Consider the following 23389-nt stretch of genomic DNA (forward strand, 5'->3'; position numbering starts at 1 on the left):
CTCAACCGCGGTTGAGGTCAAGGTGCGTCATTTCAGGCCGGCCGCGTCCATCCCGCGCAGCTCCTTCTTCAGGTCCTGGATCTCGTCGCGGATCCGAGCCGCCAGCTCGAACTGCAGATCGCGCGCCGCGGTCATCATCTGCTCGGTCAGGTCCTTGATCAGGTCCGCCAGCTCGGCGCGCGGCATGTTGGTGGTGTCGCGGCCCTCGATGATGCCGGCGCTGACCGCGCGGCCCGGCTCGCCCTGCGCGCGGCGCCCGCGGGAGGCGTTGCGGCCGGAGCCGCCGACCTGGACGTTCTCGGTATCGTCGGCTTCCCGGTACACCTGGTCGAGGATGTCGGCGATCTTCTTGCGCAGCGGCTGCGGGTCGATGCCGTTGGCCTCGTTGTAGGCGATCTGCTTGGCGCGGCGGCGCTCGGTCTCGTCGATCGCCTCCTTCATCGAGTCGGTGATCTTGTCGGCATACATGTGCACCTCACCGGACACGTTGCGCGCGGCACGGCCGATGGTCTGGATCAGGCTGCGCGGTGACCGCAGGAAGCCCTCCTTGTCGGCGTCGAGGATGGCCACCAGCGACACCTCGGGCAGGTCCAGGCCCTCGCGGAGCAGGTTGATGCCGACCAGCACGTCGTACTCGCCGAGGCGCAACTGGCGCAGCAACTCGACCCGGCGCAGGGTGTCCACCTCGGAGTGCAGGTAGCGCACCCGGATGCCCATCTCGAGCAGGTAGTCGGTGAGATCCTCGGCCATCTTCTTGGTCAGCGTGGTCACCAGCACCCGCTCGTCGCGTTCGGTGCGCAGCCGGATCTCGCCGATCAGATCGTCGATCTGTCCCTTGGTCGGCTTGACCCGCACCAGCGGGTCGACCAGCCCGGTCGGGCGGATCACCTGCTCGACGAACTCGCCTCCGGCCTGGGCCATCTCGTAGTTGCCCGGCGTCGCCGACAGGTAGACCGTCTGCCCGATCCGTTCGGCGAACTCCTCCCACGTCAGCGGCCGGTTGTCGACGGCCGACGGCAGGCGGAACCCGAAATCGACCAGGTTGCGCTTGCGGGACATGTCGCCCTCGTACATGCCGCCGATCTGCGGCACCGTGACGTGCGACTCGTCGATGACGAGCAGGAAGTCCTCGGGAAAATAATCCAGCAGGGTGGCCGGCGCCGACCCGGCCGGGCGGCCGTCGATATGCCGCGAGTAGTTCTCGATACCCGAGCAGAAGCCGACCTGCTTCATCATCTCGACGTCGTAGTTGGTGCGCATCCGCAGCCGCTGCGCTTCCAGCAGCTTGCCCTGGCCCTCCAGCTCGGCGAGCCGTTCCTCGAGCTCGGCCTCGATGGTGGAGATGGCGTGCGCCATCCGGTCCGGACCCGCGACGTAGTGGGTGGCCGGGAAGATCCGCACCGAATCGACCTGGCGCACCACGTCGCCGGTGAGCGGGTGCAGGTAGTACAGCGCCTCCACCTCGTCGCCGAAGAACTCGATCCGGATGGCGAGTTCCTCGTAGGACGGGATGATCTCGACAGTGTCGCCGCGCACCCGGAACGATCCCCTGGTGAACGCCACGTCGTTGCGGTCGTACTGCACGTCGACCAGCAGCCGCAGCAGCCCGTCGCGGGGCACCTCGTCACCGACCTTGAGCTCCACCGACCGGTCCAGGTAGGACTGCGGCGTGCCGAGGCCGTAGATGCAGGACACCGAGGCGACCACCACGACATCGCGCCGGGACAGCAGGCTCGACGTGGCCGAGTGCCGCAGCCGCTCGACATCGTCGTTGATGGAGCTGTCCTTCTCGATGTAGGTGTCGGTCTGCGCGATGTACGCTTCCGGCTGGTAGTAGTCGTAGTACGAGACGAAGTACTCGACGGCGTTGTGCGGCAACATCTCCCGCAGCTCATTGGCCAGCTGCGCGGCCAGCGTCTTGTTCGGCGCCATCACCAGGGTGGGCCGCTGCAGCCGCTCGATGAGCCACGCCGTGGTCGCGGATTTACCGGTGCCGGTGGCGCCGAGCAGCACCACATCGCGCTCCCCCGCCCTGATGCGGCGTTCCAGTTCGTCGATGGCGGCGGGCTGGTCACCGGCGGGCTGGTACTCGCTGACCACGGTGAACTGGCCGCCGGCACGCACGATGCCGTCGACGGCGTCGGCGGCAGGTCGGTACTCCGAGTGCGCCAGCACGGGATGTTCGGTAGCGAAAGCCATGGTCACCAGGTTAAGCGCGGACACCGACATCTTCATTCCCCCTGGGTTACGGTGACGCCGTGCCCGAACCCGCCCGCATCGCGTTGCGTCTGCTGGGCCTGCTGTTGTTGCTCGGCGGCCTGGCCTGCGCGGTATTGCTGATCTGGCCCGGACCAGCGCAGATCGCCGCGTTCCTGGGCTCCAGCTGCGCCTCTGACGACAGCGGCGTCAGTCACCAGTGCAGTTGGCTGGAGGCCGCCGATCTGGTGTGGACCGGATGCTGGGTGGCGATCGTCATCGGCTTCGTGCTGCGGCTGTTGACCCGGCCGGCGGGCAAAGGCCCGCTGGTGCTGGATCTGCGTAGGTGGCGGTGAGCGTCCATCCGCCCAAACGCGAGGTCTTCGATCTGCGCGCGGCAACCAACACCGATCCCAAGGGCATCGTGCGCGCCGTCGACGTCTACACGGTGCGGCCCTGGGGGTTGTACATGGCCCGCCCGACCCCGGGCCGGGCACAGTTCCACTACCTGGAGTCCTGGCTGCTGCCCGATCTGGATCTGCGCGCGTCGGTGTTCCACTTCAACCCCGGGTACGAGCGGGACCAGGACTTCTACCTGGACGTGGGCCGGTACACCGCCGGCGCCGACAGGTGGCAGGCCGAAGACCATTACCTGGACCTGGTGGTGCGCACCGGCCGCGACGTCGGCCTGACCGACGTCGACGAGCTGCTCGCCGCCGCCGGGGCGGGCCTGCTGAGCGCGGACACCGCCCAACGGGCCATCCACACCGCGGTTGCCACGGTGGACGCGCTGGCCCGCCACGACTACGACCTCGGGCGCTGGCTGCGAGGTCGGGATATGCCGCTGACCTGGCGGGCGTAATGTCTGGCGGTATGAGTGTTACCAGGCGCGCAGGAGTGGCTGGGGTCGGTTCTGCCCTGTCGGTCTTGGTGCTGTGCGCGGGGCAGTTGTTCCCGGCGGTCGCGACGGCCGACCCGGAACCGGCACCACCGCCCCCACCGGCCACGGATCCGGCTGCCCCGTTGTTACACAACGTCACCTACAAGGCCAGGGCTGACGGCACCTCACGCGGCGCGGTGGTGGCCTACAAGGCCGACGACCACAACGTCAACAGCGAGCAACCCACGCTGCTGCCCGGGCAGACGTTCGAGATCAACACGGTGATGGCGGATCCGAAGCTGGCCGGAATGGAGCTGTCCATCCAGTGGCCCTACGGCTCCAACCTGCACTGCGAGATCCTGGTGGACGACCAGACCGTGGCGCAGGCCGATCAGTTCATCGCCCCGCGGGTGTTCCGCGTGAAGGATGACCCGCTGTACGGCACGCTGCAATGCGGTGCGCCGCTGAACATCCCGGTGCCCGGCCAGGAGCCCGTCCCGCCGCCGGCGCAGTAGCGGCTCACGGCTGCCAGCCGGTGCCCTCGGCCCACAGCTGCGCGCGCCGATAGTTGTCCAGGAACCACGGCTCCTTGGCGACGGCGTAGTCCGGGGCGGCCAGCGCCGCGTGCTTGGCCGCCAGATAGTCGGCGCGCACACCGGGATTGGCGCGCAGCCACGCGACGAACAACAGCGCGAACCGCTGATTGGGCCAGCCGTCCACCCGGAGATGCACGTTGGTGGGCCGGCCCGGATCCGCCGAGGCGTGGAACCGCTTGTGCCACACGGCCGGATCGTCGCCGTGCACGGAGTCCATCGTGAACGCCGGGACCCGCGGATAGCCGGCGGCCAGCAGCGCGTCGGCGAGTTCGTCGGCCACGTCGAGGCCGGGCACGGTGATCTGGATGTCGATGACGTCCTTGCCGTCCATGCCCGGCACCGCGGTGGAGCCGATGTGGTCGATCCGCACCGCACGGTGCCCACAGGCGGTGTTGAGCCGGGCGATGATCCGCTGCGCCTGTTCGGCCCAGTCCGGGTCGTAGGTCACCACGGAGGGTTCCCGGCGGGCCGGAACGCCGGCCTTGAGGTTGTGCGCGAACGGCAGGATGCGCTCGTGCCACAACCAGCGCGCCTTCTCCACCAGTTCGCCCGGCGAGCCCGAATTGTCCAGCCACACATCGGCGACCGCCCGGCGTTGTTCCTCGGTGGCCTGGGCGGCGATGCGGGCCCGGGCGTCGGCCTCGGTGAAGCCGCGGTACTCGATGAGCCGCTTGACGCGCAGCTCGGGGTCCGCGTGCACCACGACCACCAACGGGAACATCGGCGCCATGTGGGATTCCACCAGCAGCGGGATGTCCTCCACGATCACGGCGTCGGTGCCTGCGGCTTCGATCAGTTCGGAGCGCCGGTGCGCGACCAGCGGGTGCACGATCCCGTTGAGGGTCTGGCGCTTCTCCTCGTCGCTGAACGCGACGGCCGCCAGCGCGGGCCGGTTCAGTGCGCCGTCGGGCTGCAGAATGCCGTCCCCGAAAGCCTCGACCAGCCGGGCCAGGCCTTCGGTTCCCGGTTCGACGACCTCCCGGGAGATGACGTCACCGTCGACGACGATCCCGCCCAGTTCACTGAATGTCGAGGACACCGTCGACTTGCCCGCACCGATCCCACCGGTCAACCCAATCCGCAGCACCGCACCAGTCTGTCAGGCCCGATCCCGGCTCAGCCGGCGACGCCGGTCAGTTCGACGGTCGGGTGTGCCAGCTGCGTCTGGGCGACGGTCTTGCCGTCGGCCAGATTCACCGCGACCAGCCGCTGGGCGGCCGGGTCGCTGACATAGGCGATGCCGTCCTGGATGTGCAGGTTGGGCATGGGCGACTGCCACACGTCGGGCTCCATCCAGGCGCCGATGACCGGGATGTGCGCGGTGCGCTGGGCCGTCACCGGATCGAAGACGTGCAGGTGGCCGTCGGTGCCCAGGATGACCGCCTCACCCTTGGGGCCGCGGTCCAGGGACCGGAAGCTGTAGCTGGCGTCGATGGGCACCACCCGCAGGGCCCCGGTCGCGGTGTCGGTGAGGGTGAACCGGCGGGGCCGCTCCAGTTCGGCGTCCGGGTCGGTCTTGTAGTCGCCGAGCACCACCGGGGAGGCGTCGCTGCCGGCCTGGTTGCCGATCCGGCCGTACGGGTCGGGGCTGGCCACTTTGCGGATGTCGTTGCCGCGCACGACGAGGATGCCGTCCTGGCAGCCGAAGGTCAGGACTCCTCCTGCGGCGGCAGCCTCACCGTGCAGCCCCGGGCAGCTCTCGTTGGTGGCCACGGGGACGCCGGTCCCGTCGAGAATGACCGCGCCGGAACGGGTCTCCTCGTCGCCGACGCTGACGACGGTGGTGCCGTCGGCGCGGGCCACGGCGACACCGTGATGCGGCGTGGTCACGGTGGTGCTGCGGACGGCGGTGTCCCCCTTGAGGAGTTTGGCCGGGTCCACCACGTCGACGGCGCCGGTGCCGTCGCTGAAGAGGGTGAGCATGTCGTCGTGTGCCACCACATGGCCGGGTTCGGCGCCGCCGAAGCGGATATCGGTCAGCTTCGGGGGTGCCGTGTAGTGGTGGCCGTGGTCACCGTGCCGGTCGGTCCAGGTGCCCAGGTCCAGGACCGCGAAACCGTCGGACTGCGACACCAGGACGTGCCGGCCGTTGGCGGCGGAGTTGAGCCGCACGAACCCGTCCAGCGGGATATCGGCCACCTGGCGCAGGGTTTCGGCGTCGAGGACGAGCACTCCACCGTCGTAGCTCAACGCCAAACGTGGTGTGGGCGAAGCTTGTTCGGTGGGCTTGACCGACGTGGACGGCGCGGCCGGCTGCGGCGAGGTGGCTGCGGTGTCACCGTCGGGTTTACCGCAGCCCGCGGCGATCAGCGAAACGGACAGCGCGGCAAGGACTCGCATCGGCGTCGACATGACGGCGAGTCAAACAGTTGTTGAAAATGATTGTCAAAAAGCGATATGTGCATGTGCCGCAACGAAAAACTCCCCGGCTGAAACCAGCCGGGGAGTCCTTCGTACAGAACTGTTACGCGTTGCCCGCGAGCTTCTCGCGCAGCGCGGCGAGCTGGGCGTCGCTGGCCAGCGAACCACCAGCGGACTCTTCCGAGCGACCGTTCGACGACGAAGACGTCGGGCGGGCGGCCTCTTCGGCCTCCGCAGCGGCGAACTTCTCCATCTGGGCGGTGTGCATCTTGTGGCGACGCTCGGCCTCGGCGTACCGGGCTTCCCACTCGGTGCGCTGCTTGTCGAAGCCTTCGAGCCACTCGTTGGTGTCGGCGTCGAAGCCCTCGGGGAAGATGTAGTTGCCCTGCTCGTCGTAGCTGTCGGCCATGCCGTACTTCGACGGGTCGAACTCCTCGGTGTAGTCCTCGTTGGCCTGCTTGAGGCTCAGCGAGATCCGGCGACGCTCCAGGTCGATGTCGATGACCTTGACCATCGCGTCGTCGCCGACCTGGACCACCTGGTCCGGGACCTCGACGTGGCGCTCGGACAGCTCCGAGATGTGCACCAGGCCCTCGATGCCCTCTTCGACGCGGACGAACGCACCGAACGGCACCAGCTTGGTGACCTTGCCCGGCACGATCTGGCCGATGGCGTGGGTGCGGGCGAAGTGGCGCCACGGGTCTTCCTGAGTCGCCTTGAGCGACAGCGAAACCCGCTCGCGGTCCATGTCGACGTCGAGCACCTCGACGGTGACCTCGTCGCCCACCTGAACCACCTCGGACGGGTGATCGATGTGCTTCCAGGACAGCTCGGAGACGTGCACCAGGCCGTCGACGCCGCCGAGATCGACGAACGCGCCGAAGTTGACGATCGAGGACACCACACCCTTGCGGATGGCGCCCTTGGTGAGCTGGTTGAGGAACTCGCTGCGCACCTCGGACTGGGTCTGCTCCAGCCAGGCGCGGCGGCTCAGCACCACGTTGTTGCGGTTCTTGTCCAGCTCGATGATCTTGGCCTCGATCTCCTTGCCGATGTACGGCTGCAGATCGCGGACACGACGCATCTCGACCAGGGAGGCGGGCAGGAAGCCGCGCAGGCCGATGTCGAGGATCAGGCCGCCCTTGACGACCTCGATGACGGTGCCCTTGACGGCCTCGTCCTTCTCCTTGAGCTCCTCGATGGTGCCCCAGGCGCGCTCGTACTGCGCACGCTTCTTGGAGAGGATCAGACGGCCTTCCTTGTCCTCCTTGGTGAGGACCAGGGCTTCGACCTCATCGCCCACGGAAACGACCTCATTGGGGTCGACGTCGTGCTTGATGGAAAGTTCGCGGGAAGGAATGACACCTTCGGTCTTGTAGCCGATGTCGAGCAAGACCTCGTCGCGGTCCACCTTGACGATGGTCCCTTCGACGATGTCGCCATCGTTGAAGTATTTGATGGTCTTGTCGATGGCGGCGAGGAAGTCTTCCGCGGAGCCGATGTCGTTGACGGCTACCTGCGGGGACGTGACGGAGGGACTTGGCATGTGGTGGGTTGCTCCGGACAGGTTCAATCGTAGGGACAGATGATGATTTTTGTGTTCCTGCGGCGTCCACCGAACCGACGGACACACAGGTACTTCCAAAGCGTACTCGACCGGGTGCACGCTGGCCAAACCCGGTTAACCTGCTGACGTGCACCCACCCCATCTGCCGCACCCGCCGATACCGCCGTGGCCTGGCCGGGCGCGCGCCGTCGGCGCCCCGTTGGCGGTGCTGATCGGGCTCGGGACGATCACCGGGCTGCTGATCATCCTGTTGACGCTGGCCAATCCCGTCGGCACCGCGATCGGCTTCGTGCTGTCCACGGTGGCGATCACCGTCGTGGTGCTCAGCTATCTGTGGCTGGACCGTTGGGAACCGGAGCCGACGCGGCTGCTGCAGCTGGCGTTCATCTGGGGCGCCTCGCTGGCGATCGTGGTCTCGCTGATCTTCGAACTGTGGGCCGATGCGGCGGTCACCCCGGTGGCCGGCCTGCCGGAGGGGTTCGAATCCACGGCGATCCGCGCCCCGCTCATCGAGGAAGCCGCCAAGGGCCTGTTCCTACTGGTCATGATGACCGGGCGGCGCCGCAACGAGCTCAACTCACTGACCGACTGCCTGGTGTACGCGGGCCTGGTCGGTGCCGGTTTCGCCTGGTTGGAGGACATCCTCTACATCGCGAACGGTGAATCGGTGGCCACCTCGCTGCTGACCGCCGCGCTGCGCCTGGTGATGGCCCCGTTCGCGCACTCGCTGTTCACCACCTTCACCGGGATCGGCGTCTACTTCGCGCTCCGACAACGCGGAACCAGCGGCAAGGTGGCCTGCATCGGCCTGGGCTACGGCGCCGCGGTGGTGATGCACATGCTGTGGAACGGGTCGTCGCTGCTGGGCATCGAGACCTACTTCGCAGTGTACGTGCTGTGGATGGTTCCGATCTTCGCGCTGGCGATCGCGCTCGGCGTGTACAGCCGGCGGCGGGAACAGCGGGTGGTGGCCGAGAAGCTGCCGGGGATGGTGGCGGCCGGCCTGATCACCGCCAACGAGGCCACCTGGCTCGGGTCGCTGCGCGGCCGCAAGCACGCGATCGCCGAGGTCACCCGCCACCACGGCAAGGCCGCCGGCCGCACGGTGCGCGATTTCGCCGCCCAGGTGGTGGAACTGGCGTTCGTCCGGGACCGGATCGACCGCGGATTCGGGGACGCCAGGGTGCAGGCACTGCTCAACGAGGAGGCCTACTGGGTGCACGGCGCCCGGGCGTCGGCACCGGCGCTGGGCTGGCTGACCAACTACCGCGCGCCGCTGTCCTGACGCGCCATCGCGCCGATCAGGCGCGCCAGGCGGCGCAGGTGTTCGTCGCTCACCGGACGCCCCAGTGCGATGAGCCGCCAGAACACCAGCGCTCCCATCGCATCCAGCATCAGGTCCTGGTCCGCGCCCGCCGCGATGTCGCCCCGTCCGGCGGCACGATCCAGCACGGCTTGGGCCCGCGCCCGTCGCGGGCGGCCGACGTGGTCCATCAGGGCCTCGGCCAGCACCGGATCACGTTGCGCCTCGGCCAGCAGATCCGGATACACCCGGCGAATCCGGCTGTCGCTCAACCACGTCCGGACCTCGTCGAGCAGGGCCAGGATGTCGTCGGTGAAGGAGCCGGTGTCCGGCGGCGGTCCGGCGTCGACACTCAGCATGCGCATGGCCTCGGCGGTCATCTCCACCTTGGACGGCCACCTCCGGTAGATGGCACTCTTGCCGACGCCGGCTCGCCGCGCCACGCCGTCCATTGTGAGGCCGCGAAACCCGTTGTCGGCCAGCTCTGCCATCGCGGCTTCCAGGATCGCTGCAGTCACCGTGGTGTCGCGCGGCCTGCCTGCAGTCACACCGGACATGACGCCAGCCCGGCGTGCTCACGCAGGTAGTCGGCGAACGCCGTGGGCGCCCGCCCGGTGAGCCGTTCCACGGTGTCGGTGACATGCGCTTGTCTACCGTCACGTATCTGCTCGTCGAGCGCGGCGAGCGCCGAGGCGAAGGCTCGGTCGTACCCGGACGCGACAAGGGTTTCGATATACGAGCCCGGGTCCACGGCACGGTGCCGGACGGGGCGCCCGGTGACCGCCGCCATGACCGCCGCCGCGTCGTCGTAGCTCAGCGCCTGCGGGCCGGTCAGGTGGTGTTCGGCGTTGCCGGCCCGCTCGGCGGTGAGTAGCCGGGCCGCGCAGCGGCCGATGTCGCGGGCGTCGATGAACGGTATCCGGCAGTGCCCGGTGGCCGTGACGAACTCGCCCGTCGCGCGGATGCTGTCGGCCAGCGGATGGCGTCCGACGAAGTTCTGCATGAACCACGACGGTCGCAGAATCTCCCACTCCGGCAACAGCTTCCGCACTTCGGTGGCGACCACGCCCAGGCCTGGATCGCCGTCGGCGACCGCCGAGGAGCTGAGCAGCACGACGCGGCGCACCCCCATCGCGACGGCTTGTTGCAGGAAAGGGCCCACCAGCCGCACCGGGTCGGGGTCACCCACCGGAGCGACGAGGTAGACGCGGTCGACACCGTCGAGAGCGCGCTGATGGGTCTCGGGGTCGGTCCAGTCGAAACGGCGTTGCTCGGCGGTCGCGGGGCCGATGGGGCGCCGCGCGCCCGTCCGCACCCGCACGTCTGGATACTCGGCGAGCGCGTCGACGACGGCCGAACCGGTGTTTCCACTCGCTCCCAGAACCAAGACGCTGCCGGTCATGCGTTGCCCTCGTATTTCGTGAAGGCGTCGGCCATCTCGTCGAGGCCGTCCAGCGCGGTGCCCGCCGCCAGCGGGTTCCAGTAGTCGCGGTAGGCGACGATGCCCTCGGCGCCCACGGTGACGAACGCGACGTAGTCCAGGTCGTACTTGCGGCCGGTTTTGCGCGCGATGCCGGTGACTCCCCACTCGACGACGACGGTGTCGGGGTCGGTGGTGTCGTGCCGGGTCTGGTGGGTGATACCGCGGATGTCGACGACCTCGGGATATCCGGAAAGGTAGGCGCGGACGTCCTCGCGGCCGCGCAGGTGCGGCCAGCCGGGCGGGGCGAATGGGAATGTCATGGTCCCGTCGGGGGCCCACTCGTCGGCGAAGGCGTCCATGTCGTGCGCCAACAGGGCCGCCACCAACCGGTCCATGGTTGCGTGGGCGCGGCGGCGTCGCTGGTCGGTACTGAGCGCTTGCTCCATCAACCTGACCTTTCTATTACGGAACTAGATCGTATCGTAATAGGTCAGAACGAGAGGAAACCAGCCTTTTATTCCGAGTCGAAACCGTCCGTTAGGCGCGGCGCTCATGCGCCCACCCCATCGATGCGCGGCGCTAATGCGCCGCGGTGTCCCAGCTGCGGCCGTATCCCACCGACACCTCCAGCGGCACGTCCAGCGGATAGGCCCCGCCCATGTGCTCACGCACCAGCGCCTCCAGCGTCTCCCGCTCGCCCTCGGCCACCTCGAACAGCAATTCGTCGTGCACTTGCAACAACATCCGGGATTTCAGGCCCGCCGACTTGATCGCCGCGTCGACGTTGATCATCGCCACCTTGATGATGTCGGCGGCGCTGCCCTGGATCGGCGCGTTCAGCGCGGCCCGTTCGGCGGCCTCCCGCACATTGCGGTTGCTGCTGTCCAACTCGGGCAGATAGCGCCGGCGGCCCAACACCGTGGAGGTGTAACCGTCCTTGCGGGCCTGGTCGACGACGTCACGCAGGTAGTCGCGGATGCCGCCGAAGCGCGCGAAGTACTGGTCCATCTGGAGTTTGGCCTCTTCGGTGCTGATCTTCAGCTGGGCCGACAGGCCGTAGGCACTCAGCCCGTAGGCCAGACCGTAGGACATCGCCTTGACGCGGCGCCGCAGGTCCGGGGTGACCTCGTCGATCGGCACGTCGAACGCCCGCGACGCGACGAACGAGTGCAGATCCTCGCCGGTGTTGAAGGCCTCGATGAGCCCCGCATCCCCGGACAGGTGCGCCATGATGCGCATCTCGATCTGGCTGTAGTCGGCGGTCATCAGGTCCGAGAAGCCGGCGCCGACCACGAAGCCGTCCCGGATGCGCCGGCCGGCCTCGGTGCGGATGGGGATGTTCTGCAGGTTCGGCTCGGTGGACGACAGCCGGCCGGTGGCCGCGATGGTTTGGTTGAAGGTGGTGTGGATGCGACCGTCGGAGGCGACCGAGGCCAGCAGACCGTCGACGGTGACCTTCAGCCGCGTGGCATCCCGATGTGCCAGCAGGTGCTGCAGGAACGGGTGGCCCGTCTTGTCGAACAGTGATTGCAGCGCATCGGCATCGGTGGTGTAGCCGGTCTTGGTTTTCTTGGTCTTGGGCATCTCCAGTTCGTCGAACAGCACCACCTGCAGCTGTTTGGGCGAGCCGAGATTGATCTGCTTGCCGATCACGGCGTAGGCGGCCTCCGCGGCGTCGCGGATCTGGTCGCCGAACTCGCTCTGCAGCTCCTGCAGGTGCGCGATGTCCACCGCGATGCCGGTGGCTTCCAGCTCGGCCAGCACCCGCTGGACGGGCAGCTCCATCCGATCCAGCAGGGACGACGAGTCGATGCGGGCCAGTTCCTCGTCGAGCGCGTCGGCAAGGTCACCCACCGCCGAGGCGCGCAGCAGCAGCGTCTGCACCGCCTGCTCATCGACGCCGTCGGTGTCGTCGAGCAACGAAAGTTGTTGCTGTCCGGTGTCTTCGGCGCGCAGTTCGCGTTTGAGGTAGCGCAGCGACAGGTCGTCGAGGGAGAAGCTGCGTTGCCCGGGGCGCACCAGGTAGGCCGCCAGCGCCGTGTCGGAGGTGACCCCGCGCAGCGTCCAGCCGCGGCCGGCCAGGTCGTGCATGGCAAGTTTGGCCTCGTGCACCGCCTTGGGCGGACCGGGGTCGGCCAGCCAGGACGCCAGCGCCGCCTCGTCCTCGGGGCTCAACGTGGCGGTGTCCAGATAGCAACCTTCACCGTCGGCCGAGGCGATGGCCAGCGCCGTGGCGTCGGAATCGAAGGCCTTGTGGGTGCCCACCACCGCCAGGCCGAACCGGCGACCGTTGCTGTGCTCGGCGAGCCAGGCCGCCAGCTCCCCGGCCGGCAGCACACCGCCGCGCACCTCGAAACCGGCGTCCACCTCGGGATCGGCGGAGCTCAGCGTGTCGAAGAGCCGGTCGCGCAGCACCCGGAATTCCAGATCGTCGAACAACCGATGGATGTGGTCGCGGTCCCAGGGCAGCATGCGCAGCGTGTCCGGCGTCTGCGCCAGCGGCACGTTCTTCACCAGCTCGGTCAGCTCACGGTTGAGCACCACGTGGGAAAGGTTGGCGCGCAACGCATCCCCGACTTTTCCCTTGACCTGGTCGACATTGTCGACAAGCGCCTGCAGGGAGCCGTGTTCGACGATCCACTTGGTGGCGGTCTTCTCCCCCACGCCGGGAATGCCGGGCAGGTTGTCGCTCGGGTCGCCGCGCAGTGCGGCGAAGTCGGGGTACTGGGTGGGCGTGAGTCCGTACTTGGCCTGGACGGCTTCCGGGGTGAACCGGGTCAGCTCGCTGACGCCCTTGACCGGGTACAGCACGGTGACGTCCTCACTGACCAACTGCAGCGAATCCCGGTCACCGGTGACCACGAGCACCCGGTACCCGGTGTCCTGCGCCTGGGTGGCCAGGGTCGCGATGATGTCGTCGGCCTCGAAGCCCTCTTCGGCCAGCACCGTGATGCCGAGCGCGTTGAGCACCTCTTTGGTGATGTCGATCTGGCCGCGGAACTCGTCGGGGGTGGCCGAGCGCCCCTCCTTGTACTCCGGGTACTTGTCCTTGCGGAAGGTCTTGCGCGACACGTCGAACGCTGCGGCCACATGGCTGGGTTGTTCGTCCCGCAGCAGGTTGATCAGCATGGCCGTGAACCCGTACACCGCGTTGGTGGTCAAGCCGCCCTGCGTCTTGAAGTTCTCGGCCGGCAGCGCGTAGAACGCGCGGAATGCCAGTGAGTTGCCGTCCAGCAGCATCAGGGTCGGCTTCGAGGATGACGTGTCCGTCGCGGTTGAACTCACGGCCCTCACTCTATTCATCACCACCGACGCCCAGCAGTTCCCGGGCCATCTCCACGAGCGCCCGGGCCGCCGGGCTGACCGGTCCGGCGGCCCGCCACGCGAGCACCAGCCGGCCGCGAAGCTCCGGCACGATCGCGATGGCGTGCACGTCCTGGCGTGCCCTGGACACCGAACGCGGCACGATGGCCACCCCCAGTCCCCGCGCGGCCAGATCGGCCAGCGCCTCTGGGGTGGCTGCCTCGAACACCACCCGCGGGGACACCCCGGCGGACGCGCACGCGATGTCGAACTGGCGGCGGATACCGCCGCCGACCGGCAGCGAGATGAGCGGCCGGCCCGCCAACGCCGCCAGACCGACCGTGCGGCGCCGGGCCCACGGGTCGTCCGGCCCGACCACGGCGTCGATCACCTGCTCGGTGGTGGGCAGCACCGCCAGGCCGTCGGGGACCTCACCGGCGCCCACCGAGGCGATCGCAACGTCGAGGCGGCCGGTGCGCACCCCGTCGATCAGGGCGTCGGAGGTGTCGGTGGACAACATGATCTCGACGCCCGGGTGGGCGTGGTGGAAGTCGGCGAGCAGCCGCGGCATGTCGACGTTGTGCGAGGTGACCGTGCCGATGGTGACGACGCCACGGACCAGGTGGGTGAGTTCGTCGACGGCGGTGCGGGCCTGCCGGACCGCGCGCAGCGCCGCCCGGGCAAAGGGCAGCACCGCCTGCCCGGCGGCGGTGAGCCGGACCTCCCGGCGGGACCGGTCCAGCAGAGGCTGACCCAGCTCGCGCTCCAGGCGGGCCACCTGCGTGCTGACGGCCGGCTGGGCGACCAGCATCCGCTGCGCGGCCCTGGTGAAGTTGGCCTCTTCGACGACGGCGACGAAATACTCGAGCTGCCGGAGTTCCATAACGATTGATTATAGTTTCCGTGCGCAGATGGTATTGGACGAATAACAGCTGGTCCGCGCACCCTGGAGAGATGAAGATCCTCATCGCAGGAGCCGGCATCGGCGGCCTCAGCGCCGCGCTCACGCTGCACGCCGCCGGGATCGAAGCGACCGTTCTGGAGTCCGCGCGCGAGCTTCGCGCCGTCGGGGTCGGTATCAACCTGCTGCCGCACGCCGTCCGCGAACTACACGAACTCGGTTTGGGCGAGCAGTTGCGGGCCATGGCGGCCGCCCCGGCCGTGATCGACTTCTACCGCCACGACGGCACCCTGCTGTTCCGCGAACCGCGCGGCATCGAGGGCGGGTACGGCTACCCGCAGTGTTCGGTGCACCGTGGGCGCCTGCAGATGCTGCTGTTGGATGCGGTGCTCGACCGATTGGGCCGCGATGCCGTGCGCACCGGCGCCGCGGTCACCGACGTCACCGAATCGGATGACGGGGTCATGGTGGGCACCCGGGCCGGGGACGTCCGCGCCGACATCCTGGTCGGTGCGGACGGCATCCATTCACGGGTCCGGTCCCTGCTGCACCGAGGCCCCGATCCCCTGCTGTGGTCCGGCGTGCGGATGTTCCGCGGCGCGGCACACATGCCGGCATTCCTGGACGGGCGCACCATGGCGATCGTCAAAGGCCCCGACGGTGTCGAGCTGGTCACCTATCCGCTCGGCGGCGGGCTGGTGAACTGGGTGCTGCAGGTCGTCGAGTCGGCGCCCGGACCACTGCCCGGCGACGCCGGCTGGAACACCCCCGGGGACCCGGCCGAGGTGAGTGCCCGGATGGCGGACTGGCGCCTGGACTGGTTGGACACCGAGCGGCTGGTCGCGACCTCCGATGCGGTGTTCCAGTATCCGATGGTGGATCGGGAGCCGTTGTCGCACTGGGGCACCCGCCGGGTGACGCTGCTCGGCGACGCAGCGCACCCGATGTATCCGGTGGGCGCCAACGGCGGCTCGCAGGCCATCCTCGACGCCCGCGCACTGGCCGACGAGCTGGCATCCGGGCGCGGCCTTGCCGGTTACCACGCGCGCCGCGTCCCGGAGACCACCGCCGTGGTGCACGCCAACCGAGAGATGCACCGCAGCGCACCCGAGGACCTGGCCCGGGTGACGGCCGACTACCGACGGAAAACGTTCGCAGACAGGAGTTCTCGATGACCACCTTCGTGTTGATCCCCGGCGCCTGCCACGGCGGCTGGTGTTTCGACGACCTGGCTGCCGCACTGCGCGACCGCGGCCACCGGGTGATTGCGCCGACGCTCACCGGTGTCGCCGAGCGGGCACACCTGCTGCACGCCGGGGTGAACCTGGAGACCCATATCGCCGACGTACTGGCCGAACTCGAGGCACGCCGGGTGTCCGACGCGGTGCTCGTCGGGCACAGTTACGGCGGCATGGTGACCACCGCGGTGGCCGATCGTGCCGGCGCACAAATCGATTCACTGGTGTACCTGGACGCGTTCGTACCCCGGGACGGCGACTCGTGCTGGACGCTGACCAATGACGAACAGCGCCAGTGGTATACGAATGTCGATGCGACCGGCTACGGGGTACCGCCACTACCGTTCTTCGATCCACGCGCGACCGCCCACCCGTTGGCCGCGTTGATGCAACCGGTGCGTCTACGGGGGAACCTGTCCACCTTCCGCCGGCGCGACTACGTCTACGCCAAAGGGTGGCCGACACCATCCCCGTTCACCCCCACCTTCGAGCGGCTGCGCGCCGACCCGACCTGGGTGACCCATGCCCTGGACGGCGCCCACAATCTGATGCGGGACAACCACGACGATCTGGTGCGCATCCTCTGCGAGGCGGCCGCTCAGTAACCCAAGAGCGTGCGGAACTTCTGGCCGACGGCCATCGACTGGCCCATGCGTTGCACCCAGCCGTCCAGAGCCGCCTTGGTATCGGCCGGATCCCAGCCCCGCTCCTGAGCGAGCGCGATCATGCCCGCCTCGTCGGTGATGCTGCGCGCCTGGGCGGCACGCGCCAAGGCGGCGTAATCCTCGAGTGAAAAACCGTTGATCGGCGCCCAGATCGGATCGTCGGCGGCCACCGGCCGGTTCGACGGACCGCCGAAGATCGCGGGGTCGATCGGCTGCTGCAAACCCTGCTGCGCGGCGGCAGCGGCTTCCCTGGCCTTCTCTTTGGCCTTGTCGAAGAATCCCATGGCACTGCTCCGTTTCCCCGGCGCCCCATCGGCCCGGTCCGACCATGAGTGCACCGGTGTCCGGTGGCTACCGATCCCAACAAGCAATCGCCCCGAGCAACGCCCGAACTCTTTGCCATCGCAACGACCATCACACGCCGTCCATCGAAAAGTCCCTAATACCACGGATATTCGCCGGAGGCGTGCTAATCGGGCGGGTGTCGCATAGTAACGAGAACATCGGATGAAATCGTTGCTCCAACCCGCCTCGGATGGTATTTAGCTAAGGCAACAGTCTTTCGGGGAGGGATCTGACATGGGTGGACGGCATCGCACCGAGCGCGCCAAACCCGCGGTGACGGCATGGCTGGGCGCCGGCGCGATCACACTGGGCATCGGTGCCGCACTCACCACCGGCGCGGCGGTGGCCAACGCCGACGCGGAGGGCTCCGGCGCGGCGTCCAACTCGTCCGGCGCCACGAACCATGACTCGGCCTCGACGGCCCCGTCGCACGAGACCGCGTCGACGTCACCGAACACGACGCCGTCGCAGAACACCACGTCGGCACCGAAGAAGAAGCCCCGGCACCGGGCCGACGCCAAACCCGACACGAAGGCCGATTCCAGGCCTGACACCAAGTCCGATTCCAAGTCCGATTCCAAGTCCGACACCAAGCCGGATACCGATGCCAGCGCGACGTCCGCCGGTGACGAAAACCCCACCAGCACACAGCAGGACGGCACCCTCAAACGTGCGAACGCCACCAAGGCCGACACCACTCCGGCGGTGCAGTCGGCAGCCACGACCACCACCCCGAAAGTAGCGGCGACGGCCAAGGCCGCGGCCGCGCCCGCCGCGACCACCGCGCCCGCCAATCCCCTCGCCGGCCTCATCGCCGCCGTCCAATCCTGGGGCCACGCCATCCAGGTCCAGTACTTCAACAACAAACCGAGGATCGTCAGCGTCAGCGCGCCGACACTGAACTCCGACGGCACCTACTCAGGACAGGTGATCGCGACCGACAAGGACGGCGACCCGCTGGTCTACTCGGTGGTCCGGCCCTACGACGGCAGCATCGTGACCATCGACCAGAGTGGCCACTACACGATCACCCCGTCCGATTACGCCCTGACCCGCCCCACCAGCGGCGCCATCGGCGTCACCGTGGTGGAGGCGAACGCCGACGAGCACTACCACGGCTTCGGCCAGATCATCGGGCAGGTGGTGCAGACCGCCCTGCACAATGCATTCGGGCAGCTGCACTATCCGCCGTACAGCGCACCGGATTACGCCACCACGCGCGCCACCGTCCCCGGCGTGCCGTGGGGTAACACCGATCCGACTGCCGGCGCGAAGGTATCGGCGAAGCTGACCGCCGCGTCGGTCCCCACCGCTGCCGCATTCACCGACCCGCTGACCACCTTGGTCTACGGCTTGCAGGGATGGTTCAACCGGACGTTCAACAACACCCTCCCCACCGTGACCATCAGCGCACCCACCAAGAACGCCGACGGCAGCTATACGGGTCAGATCACCGCGACCGATATCGACGGCGACCCGCTACAAGTCAATCTGACCCCGGTGCGGAACGGCACCATCACCTACACCGATCATGGCGACGGCACCTACACCTACACGTTCGTGCCGTCGGAGGCCGCATTGACGACGCCGAACTCGGCGTTCTCGCTCTTCGTCTCGGCGGTCGAGTTGAACGCCAATGACCACTTCCACGGCCTCCCGCAGATCCAGGACTTCATCGTGCAATCGACGCTGGGCAATTTTGCGCGAGCCGTCGTCCCCTCCTACAGCTACTCCTGGCCGCCCTACGACGCGTTGACCTGGGCCATAAATGGAGCTTCCATCCGCGTGCCCATCGGTCCAGTCGTTCCACCCACCAGCACCTGACCACCGAACTGCAACACGTTTCAGTTTCGCGCTCGGACTGGGTACGCTGAGCCTCGTGCCAGCAGCATCCTCGCAGCCCGCCGTCGAAGGGTGGTTCGCCACCGACGACGCCGGCGCCACCCATCTGATCGGGGCCAAGTGCCCGGAGTGCGCGACGTTCGTCTTCCCGCCGCGGGCCAACAACTGCCCCAACCCGGCATGTGACAGCGACGTGCTGGAACAGGTGCCGTTGTCTCGGCGCGGCACCGTGTGGAGCTACACGGAGAACCGCTACGCACCCCCGCCGCCGTACCCGTCACCCGACCCGTTCGAGCCGTTCGCCGTGGCCGCGGTGCAACTGGCCGACGAAGGCCTGATCGTGCTCGGCAAGGTGGTCGAGGGCACCTTGGCGGCCGACCTCAAGATCGGCATGGAGATGGAGCTGACCACGATGCCGCTCTACACCGACGACGACGGCGTCGTCCGGACCACCCACGCCTGGAGGATCGCGCAATGAGTGAGCCCGTGTACATCCTCGGCGCGGGCATGCACCCCTGGGGTAAATGGGGCCGCGATTTCACCGAGTACGGCGTGGTCGCCGCCCGCGCCGCGCTGGCCGAAGCGGGCCTGGACTGGCGCCAGGTCCAGTTGGTCGCCGGTGCCGACACCATCCGCAACGGCTACCCGGGATTCGTCGCCGGCGCGACGTTCGCCCAGAAGTTGGGCTGGAACGGGGTGCCCGTCACCTCCAGCTACGCGGCATGCGCCAGCGGTTCACAGGCGCTGCAGAGTGCACGTGCGCAGATCCTCGCGGGTTTCTGCGATGTCGCGCTGGTGATCGGCGCCGACACCACGCCCAAAGGCTTCTTCGCCCCGGTGGGCGGGGAACGCAAGAACGATCCGGACTGGCAGCGCTTCCATCTGATCGGCGCCACCAACACGGTGTACTTCGCGCTGCTGGCGCGGCGCCGGATGGACCTTTACGGCGCCACCGTCGAGGACTTCGCCCACGTGAAGGTCAAGAACGCCAAGCACGGCTTGAACAACCCCAATGCGCGCTACCGCAAGGAAGCCACCGTCGAGGACGTGCTGGCCAGCCCGGTGGTCTCCGATCCGCTTCGGCTGCTGGACATCTGCGCGACCTCCGACGGTGCCGCCGCGCTGATCGTGGCCAGCAAGTCCTTCGCCGAGAAGCACCTCGGATCGGTCGAGGGCGTCCCGTCGGTGCGCGCGGTGAGCCTGCAAAGCCCGCAATACCCCCAGCATCTGCCCGAACTACCCGATATCGCAACCGATTCCACCGCGGTGGTGCCTGGTCCGGACCGGGTGTTCAAGGACCAGATCCTCGATGCCGCCTACGCCGAGGCCGGGATCGGACCCGAAGATGTCAGCCTGGCCGAGGTGTACGACCTGTCCACCGCTCTGGAATTGGACTGGTACGAACACCTGGGCCTGTGCCCCAAGGGCGAGGCCGAAGGCCTGCTGCGCAGCGGAGCCACCACGATCGGCGGCCGGGTGCCGGTCAACGCCTCGGGCGGGCTGGCCAGTTTCGGGGAGGCCATTCCGGCGCAGGCCATCGCGCAGGTGTGCGAGCTCAGCTGGCAGCTCAAGGGCCAGGCCACCGGCCGCCAGGTCGAGGGCGCCAAGGTCGGCGTGACCGCCAACCAGGGCCTGTTCGGGCACGGCTCCTCGGTGATCGTCGCTCGCTAGCAATCTCTGCGCCGAGCGTGAACTCGAGCCAGAGATCCTCGCGGATTCACAGGCACGAGTTCACGTTCGGCGGTCGGTCGATCAGGCGGGGAACCAGAACGGACCCCACCAGAAGCCCCACGAGTTGCGCACGTCAGACCAGAAGACACGGGCAAACGGCGCCCACCACGGTGGCGCGGGCCGATCGTGAGCCCAGACCGGCACGTTGCCCTGGCCCGGACCCCATCCCCATGCGGGGTCGCCGTCCGGCGGTGCGGGACGGTCGAACTGGCCGGGCGGTAGCGCCGGGGGCCGATCGGGGTGCCAACCCGGTGTTCCGTCGTGTTGCGGCCCGCCGCCGGGACCGTTGTCATGCCAGCCCTGGCCACCCGGACCACCATCAGGTCCGCCCGGACCAGCGGGACCGCCCGGCCCGCCGGGACCGTTGTCATCCCGGCCCGGTCCGTTGTTGGCTGGACCACCGGGTCCGTTGTCAGGTCCGCCCGGACCAGCGGGACCACCAGGGCCGCCGGGGCCGCCGTCGTGCCTGCCGGGACCGTCGTTGCCAGGACCGCCAGGTCCGCCCGGCCCACCACCCTGGCAGTTCTGCACTCCCGGTGGACACTGCGGCGCCGCGGTCGCCACAGCTGCGCCGCCGAACAGCACGCCGGCGGTCAAACCGGCCACCACTGCCGAACTCGCCGCGACCCTGATGCCTACGTTCATGGGTTCATGTGCTCCGTTCACTGAGTCCCAACCGAAATCGATTCTCGTCGTTGAAAATCAGCGTGAGCCATGAGCAGGCTATGGCTGGATAGGAGCTTTCTGTGCCGGAGCTGTGCGGGTCACGCCACGTGATCGTCGCTCACTAGACTCGGCGGCCGTGATCACCGTCAACGTCAAGCCCGGCAGCAAGAAGGGCCCGCTGGTGCAGACGCACGACGATGGCACCTTGACCATTTATGTGCCGGAGCGCGCCGTCGACGGCAAGGCCAACGAGGCGGTTACGAAGCTGCTGGCCGCGCATCTCGGCGTACCCAAGAGCCGGTTGGAATTGGTGTCGGGAGCCACCGCCCGGGTGAAACGATTCCGCGTCACACCCTGACGCTCAGGCCGGCCGAGAGATCCTTCGTTCGGTTCACCCTGCACCTCGGCTGCAGACGAGAGGACAAAAGGCTCTAACGCAAGCCGTTCACCGGAGCCGAAACTGAGGGTTGTGGCCGGCATTCGGACCGCACCGAGACCGCGTATGCAACCCAGGAAGACATCGACATGACTGACGCACCCGAGTCCTCCACCCGGACGACATCATTCACCACAGCACCGTCGGTGCGGCAAACCCGCTCTTCCGCGTGGCCGCCTGGGTCGGCATCGTCGCTGGCGTCGTTTTGATCGTCGTCGTCATCTTCTTCAGGGGCTTCCACGCCGGCGCCTACAGCACCGGTGGATACTGGTGCAGTCCATACGCACGCACCCAATCGCCGTCGGGACCTGCCTGCGGTATGGGTCCCGGAAAGATGCCGGGGACCGGAGGACAAACCTCTGCGCCGACTCCGCCGACTCAGCGCCAGCCCTGACGAGGCCGCCGGACGCTTACGCCACGCCGAGGTAAGCCGCCCGGATGCTGTCGTCCTTGAGCAGTTCGCGGGCGTCGCCGCTGCGCGTCACGGCCCCGGTCTCCAGGATATAGGCCCGATCGGACCGACTGAGCGCCTGCTGGGCGTTTTGCTCGACCAGCAGCACCGTGGTGCCCTGACTGTTGATCTCGGAGATGATCCGGAAGATCTGTGAAATCACCATGGGCGCCAACCCCATCGACGGTTCGTCGAGCAGCAGCACCTTGGGCCGGGCCATCAACGCGCGGCCGATGGCCAGCATCTGCTGCTCGCCGCCGGACAGCGTGCCACCGACCTGGCTGCGCCGCTCGGCCAGCCGCGGGAAGGTCGTCATCACCCAGTCGAGCCGCTCGTCGTGCTCCTTCTTGGACGGGAATTTCCGTCCATAGCAACCCATCTCGAGGTTTTCGACGACGGTCATACCCGGGAACACCCCACGTCCCTCCGGCGCCTGGATCAGCCCTTGCGCCACCCGCTGGTGTGCCTTCACCTTGGAGACGTCCTGACCGTCGAACCACACCGATCCCGACGTGAGTGGCCGCAGGCCCGAGATGGCCCGCATCATGGTGGTCTTGCCGGCACCGTTGGAGCCCAGCAGGGTGACCAGCTCGCCCTCGTGCACCACCAGCGAAACACCGTGCAGCGCTTGAATTCTTCCGTAGTGCACGACGGCGTCGCGGATCTCCAGCAGCACCGGGCGCGGATCAGAGCTCGTCATCGGGCACTCCCAGGTAGGCGGCAATGACTTTCGGGTCCTCGCGGATCTCGGCGGGCAGCCCGTCGGCGATCTTGCGCCCGAACTCCAGCACCACGATGCGATCGGTGACGCCCATGACCAACCGCATATCGTGCTCGATCAGCAGCACGGTGTAGCCGTCGTCGCGGATCGCCCGGATCAGGTCGATGAGCGCGGCCTTCTCGCTGGGATTGAACCCTGCCGCGGGCTCGTCCAGGCACAACAACTTCGGTTCGGTGGCCAGCGCGCGGGCGATCTCCAGGCGGCGCTGATCGCCGTAGGAGAGGTTCTTGGCCTTTTCCTCACCGCGGTGGGCGATGCCGACGAACTGCAGCAGCGCCGCAGCGCGCTCGATGGCGTCCTTCTCCTCGCGCCGGTGCCGCGGGGTGCGGATCAGCGCGCCGGGCACCGAGGTCTTGTGCCGGGCGTCGGTGCCGACCACCACGTTCTCCAGCGCGGTCATCTCGCCCCAGAGCCGGATGTTCTGGAAGGTGCGGGCGATGCCGCGGCGGGTGATCTGGTGGCGTTTGATCTTGCCCAGCGGGGCGCCGTCGAAGGTGACGCTGCCCGAACTGGGCCGGTAGACACCGGTGATGGCGTTGAAGCAGGTGGTCTTTCCCGCCCCGTTGGGGCCGATGAGACCCAGGATCTCGCCGCGCCGGATATCGAAGGACACCGCATCCAGCGCGGTGAGGCCGCCGAACTTGACGGTGAGATCCTTTGTCTCCAGCAGCTTCTCGCCCTCGGCCGCGTTCATGTCGCGGTGC

22 protein-coding genes are annotated in these 23389 nt (G+C 68.2%); 10 read left to right on the top strand and 12 right to left on the bottom strand.

From position 1 onward, the window contains the following. Positions 1–27: 27 nt before the first annotated feature. Positions 28–2199 (bottom strand): excinuclease ABC subunit UvrB, encoded by a 2172-nt coding sequence (uvrB, locus tag BN977_RS05685; protein ID WP_024451913.1) that lies wholly within the window; start codon positions 2197–2199, stop codon positions 28–30. A 59-nt stretch (positions 2200–2258) separates the two neighbouring features. Here uvrB and BN977_RS05690 point away from each other — a divergent pair, with 59 nt between their 5' ends. The 3 genes from BN977_RS05690 to BN977_RS05700 are packed head-to-tail and all read left to right on the top strand — an operon-like array spanning position 2259 to position 3591. Continuing rightward, positions 2259–2552, top strand: coding sequence for a hypothetical protein (locus tag BN977_RS05690; protein ID WP_036396662.1), 294 nt, complete (start codon positions 2259–2261; stop codon positions 2550–2552). Positions 2553–2584: 32 nt separating this feature from the next. Beyond that, entirely contained in the window at positions 2585–3058 is a 474-nt protein-coding gene (locus BN977_RS05695; RefSeq protein WP_036398506.1) for a ribonuclease FAU-1 family protein, read from the top strand. An 11-nt stretch (positions 3059–3069) separates the two neighbouring features. Next, entirely contained in the window at positions 3070–3591 is a 522-nt protein-coding gene (locus tag BN977_RS05700; protein WP_024451915.1) for a hypothetical protein, read from the top strand. Between the two features lie 4 nt (positions 3592–3595). On the opposite strand, the gene coaE is transcribed toward BN977_RS05700, so the two are convergent. From coaE to rpsA, 3 genes are all read right to left on the bottom strand, one after another. Then, positions 3596–4759: a dephospho-CoA kinase gene (coaE, locus tag BN977_RS05705; protein WP_024451916.1), complete on the bottom strand. Its 1164-nt coding sequence runs from the start codon at positions 4757–4759 to the stop codon at positions 3596–3598. 29 nt (positions 4760–4788) lie between these two features. After that, positions 4789–6024 carry a zinc metallochaperone AztD gene (gene aztD / locus BN977_RS05710; RefSeq protein WP_036396663.1) on the bottom strand — a complete coding sequence of 412 codons (1236 nt, stop codon included), beginning with the start codon at positions 6022–6024 and terminating at the stop codon, positions 4789–4791. Positions 6025–6136: 112 nt separating this feature from the next. Next, complete coding sequence (rpsA, locus tag BN977_RS05715) at positions 6137–7579, bottom strand: 30S ribosomal protein S1 (protein WP_024451918.1); 1443 nt, start codon at positions 7577–7579, stop codon at positions 6137–6139. 148 nt (positions 7580–7727) lie between these two features. Here rpsA and BN977_RS05720 point away from each other — a divergent pair, with 148 nt between their 5' ends. Next, the gene (locus BN977_RS05720; protein WP_046873007.1) at positions 7728–8885 is read left to right on the top strand and encodes a PrsW family intramembrane metalloprotease; all 1158 of its coding nucleotides are present in this window, start codon (positions 7728–7730) and stop codon (positions 8883–8885) included. Here the strand turns inward: BN977_RS05720 and BN977_RS05725 are convergent. The 5 genes from BN977_RS05725 to BN977_RS05745 all read right to left on the bottom strand — a co-directional run bounded on the left by BN977_RS05725 (position 8864) and on the right by BN977_RS05745 (position 14512). After that, positions 8864–9460 carry a TetR/AcrR family transcriptional regulator gene (locus BN977_RS05725; RefSeq protein ID WP_234709503.1) on the bottom strand — a complete coding sequence of 199 codons (597 nt, stop codon included), beginning with the start codon at positions 9458–9460 and terminating at the stop codon, positions 8864–8866. The genes BN977_RS05720 and BN977_RS05725 overlap by 22 nt on opposite strands. Then, positions 9448–10305, bottom strand: coding sequence for an NAD(P)H-binding protein (locus BN977_RS05730; protein ID WP_036396665.1), 858 nt, complete (start codon positions 10303–10305; stop codon positions 9448–9450). The genes BN977_RS05725 and BN977_RS05730 overlap by 13 nt, the downstream gene beginning before the upstream one ends. Then, on the bottom strand, positions 10302–10772 hold the full coding sequence (locus tag BN977_RS05735; protein ID WP_036396666.1) for a nuclear transport factor 2 family protein: 471 nt from the start codon (positions 10770–10772) through the stop codon (positions 10302–10304). The genes BN977_RS05730 and BN977_RS05735 overlap by 4 nt, the downstream gene beginning before the upstream one ends. A 133-nt stretch (positions 10773–10905) precedes the next feature. Continuing rightward, positions 10906–13629 carry a DNA polymerase I gene (polA, locus tag BN977_RS05740; protein WP_036396667.1) on the bottom strand — a complete coding sequence of 908 codons (2724 nt, stop codon included), beginning with the start codon at positions 13627–13629 and terminating at the stop codon, positions 10906–10908. Then, on the bottom strand, positions 13622–14512 hold the full coding sequence (locus tag BN977_RS05745) for a LysR family transcriptional regulator (protein ID WP_036396668.1): 891 nt from the start codon (positions 14510–14512) through the stop codon (positions 13622–13624). Before BN977_RS05745 ends, polA begins: the two co-directional genes overlap by 8 nt. 71 nt (positions 14513–14583) lie before the next feature. Between BN977_RS05745 and BN977_RS05750 the strand changes: the two genes are divergently transcribed. Continuing rightward, positions 14584–15705 carry an FAD-dependent monooxygenase gene (locus BN977_RS05750; protein ID WP_036396669.1) on the top strand — a complete coding sequence of 374 codons (1122 nt, stop codon included), beginning with the start codon at positions 14584–14586 and terminating at the stop codon, positions 15703–15705. Next, positions 15702–16373 (top strand): alpha/beta fold hydrolase, encoded by a 672-nt coding sequence (locus BN977_RS05755; protein WP_036396671.1) that lies wholly within the window; start codon positions 15702–15704, stop codon positions 16371–16373. The genes BN977_RS05750 and BN977_RS05755 overlap by 4 nt, the downstream gene beginning before the upstream one ends. Here BN977_RS05755 and BN977_RS05760 read toward each other — a convergent pair. After that, positions 16367–16717 (bottom strand): hypothetical protein, encoded by a 351-nt coding sequence (locus BN977_RS05760; protein WP_036396672.1) that lies wholly within the window; start codon positions 16715–16717, stop codon positions 16367–16369. The two genes, BN977_RS05755 and BN977_RS05760, sit on opposite strands and share 7 nt — an antisense overlap. Before the next feature lie 295 nt (positions 16718–17012). On the opposite strand from BN977_RS05760, the gene BN977_RS32260 reads away from it, so the two are divergent. From BN977_RS32260 to BN977_RS05785, 4 genes are all read left to right on the top strand, one after another. Then, entirely contained in the window at positions 17013–18602 is a 1590-nt protein-coding gene (locus BN977_RS32260) for a hypothetical protein (RefSeq protein WP_036396673.1), read from the top strand. A 55-nt stretch (positions 18603–18657) separates the two neighbouring features. Beyond that, positions 18658–19098, top strand: coding sequence for a Zn-ribbon domain-containing OB-fold protein (locus BN977_RS05770; protein ID WP_036396675.1), 441 nt, complete (start codon positions 18658–18660; stop codon positions 19096–19098). Next, positions 19095–20291, top strand: coding sequence for a lipid-transfer protein (locus BN977_RS05775; RefSeq protein ID WP_036396676.1), 1197 nt, complete (start codon positions 19095–19097; stop codon positions 20289–20291). Before BN977_RS05770 ends, BN977_RS05775 begins: the two co-directional genes overlap by 4 nt. Before the next feature lie 862 nt (positions 20292–21153). Further along, positions 21154–21375: a DUF167 domain-containing protein gene (locus BN977_RS05785; protein WP_036396678.1), complete on the top strand. Its 222-nt coding sequence runs from the start codon at positions 21154–21156 to the stop codon at positions 21373–21375. 488 nt (positions 21376–21863) lie between these two features. Here the strand turns inward: BN977_RS05785 and BN977_RS05790 are convergent, their stop codons facing one another. Next, the gene (locus tag BN977_RS05790; protein WP_036396680.1) at positions 21864–22604 is read right to left on the bottom strand and encodes an ABC transporter ATP-binding protein; all 741 of its coding nucleotides are present in this window, start codon (positions 22602–22604) and stop codon (positions 21864–21866) included. Beyond that, positions 22591–23379, bottom strand: a complete 789-nt coding sequence (locus BN977_RS05795; RefSeq protein ID WP_346413013.1) for an ABC transporter ATP-binding protein — start codon at positions 23377–23379, stop codon at positions 22591–22593. Before BN977_RS05795 ends, BN977_RS05790 begins: the two co-directional genes overlap by 14 nt. Positions 23380–23389: the final 10 nt, after the last annotated feature.

Origin of the sequence: Mycolicibacterium cosmeticum, assembly GCF_000613185.1 — a bacterium.
Taxonomy (GTDB): Bacteria; Actinomycetota; Actinomycetes; order Mycobacteriales; family Mycobacteriaceae; genus Mycobacterium; species Mycobacterium cosmeticum.

What these genes read in the sequence shown, in the direction of transcription:
- uvrB (WP_024451913.1), bottom strand. Translation starts at nt 2,199, where the DNA reads ATGGCTTTCGCTACCGAACATCCCGTGCTGGCGCACTCGGAGTACCGA.
- BN977_RS05700 (WP_024451915.1), top strand. Translation starts at nt 3,070, where the DNA reads ATGAGTGTTACCAGGCGCGCAGGAGTGGCTGGGGTCGGTTCTGCCCTG.
- aztD (WP_036396663.1), bottom strand. Translation starts at nt 6,024, where the DNA reads ATGTCGACGCCGATGCGAGTCCTTGCCGCGCTGTCCGTTTCGCTGATC.
- rpsA (WP_024451918.1), bottom strand. Translation starts at nt 7,579, where the DNA reads ATGCCAAGTCCCTCCGTCACGTCCCCGCAGGTAGCCGTCAACGACATC.
- BN977_RS05725 (WP_234709503.1), bottom strand. Translation starts at nt 9,460, where the DNA reads ATGTCCGGTGTGACTGCAGGCAGGCCGCGCGACACCACGGTGACTGCA.
- BN977_RS05730 (WP_036396665.1), bottom strand. Translation starts at nt 10,305, where the DNA reads ATGACCGGCAGCGTCTTGGTTCTGGGAGCGAGTGGAAACACCGGTTCG.
- BN977_RS05735 (WP_036396666.1), bottom strand. Translation starts at nt 10,772, where the DNA reads ATGGAGCAAGCGCTCAGTACCGACCAGCGACGCCGCCGCGCCCACGCA.
- polA (WP_036396667.1), bottom strand. Translation starts at nt 13,629, where the DNA reads ATGAATAGAGTGAGGGCCGTGAGTTCAACCGCGACGGACACGTCATCC.
- BN977_RS05745 (WP_036396668.1), bottom strand. Translation starts at nt 14,512, where the DNA reads ATGGAACTCCGGCAGCTCGAGTATTTCGTCGCCGTCGTCGAAGAGGCC.
- BN977_RS05750 (WP_036396669.1), top strand. Translation starts at nt 14,584, where the DNA reads ATGAAGATCCTCATCGCAGGAGCCGGCATCGGCGGCCTCAGCGCCGCG.
- BN977_RS05755 (WP_036396671.1), top strand. Translation starts at nt 15,702, where the DNA reads ATGACCACCTTCGTGTTGATCCCCGGCGCCTGCCACGGCGGCTGGTGT.
- BN977_RS05760 (WP_036396672.1), bottom strand. Translation starts at nt 16,717, where the DNA reads ATGGGATTCTTCGACAAGGCCAAAGAGAAGGCCAGGGAAGCCGCTGCC.
- BN977_RS32260 (WP_036396673.1), top strand. Translation starts at nt 17,013, where the DNA reads ATGGGTGGACGGCATCGCACCGAGCGCGCCAAACCCGCGGTGACGGCA.
- BN977_RS05775 (WP_036396676.1), top strand. Translation starts at nt 19,095, where the DNA reads ATGAGTGAGCCCGTGTACATCCTCGGCGCGGGCATGCACCCCTGGGGT.
- BN977_RS05790 (WP_036396680.1), bottom strand. Translation starts at nt 22,604, where the DNA reads ATGACGAGCTCTGATCCGCGCCCGGTGCTGCTGGAGATCCGCGACGCC.
- BN977_RS05795 (WP_346413013.1), bottom strand. Translation starts at nt 23,379, where the DNA reads ATGAACGCGGCCGAGGGCGAGAAGCTGCTGGAGACAAAGGATCTCACC.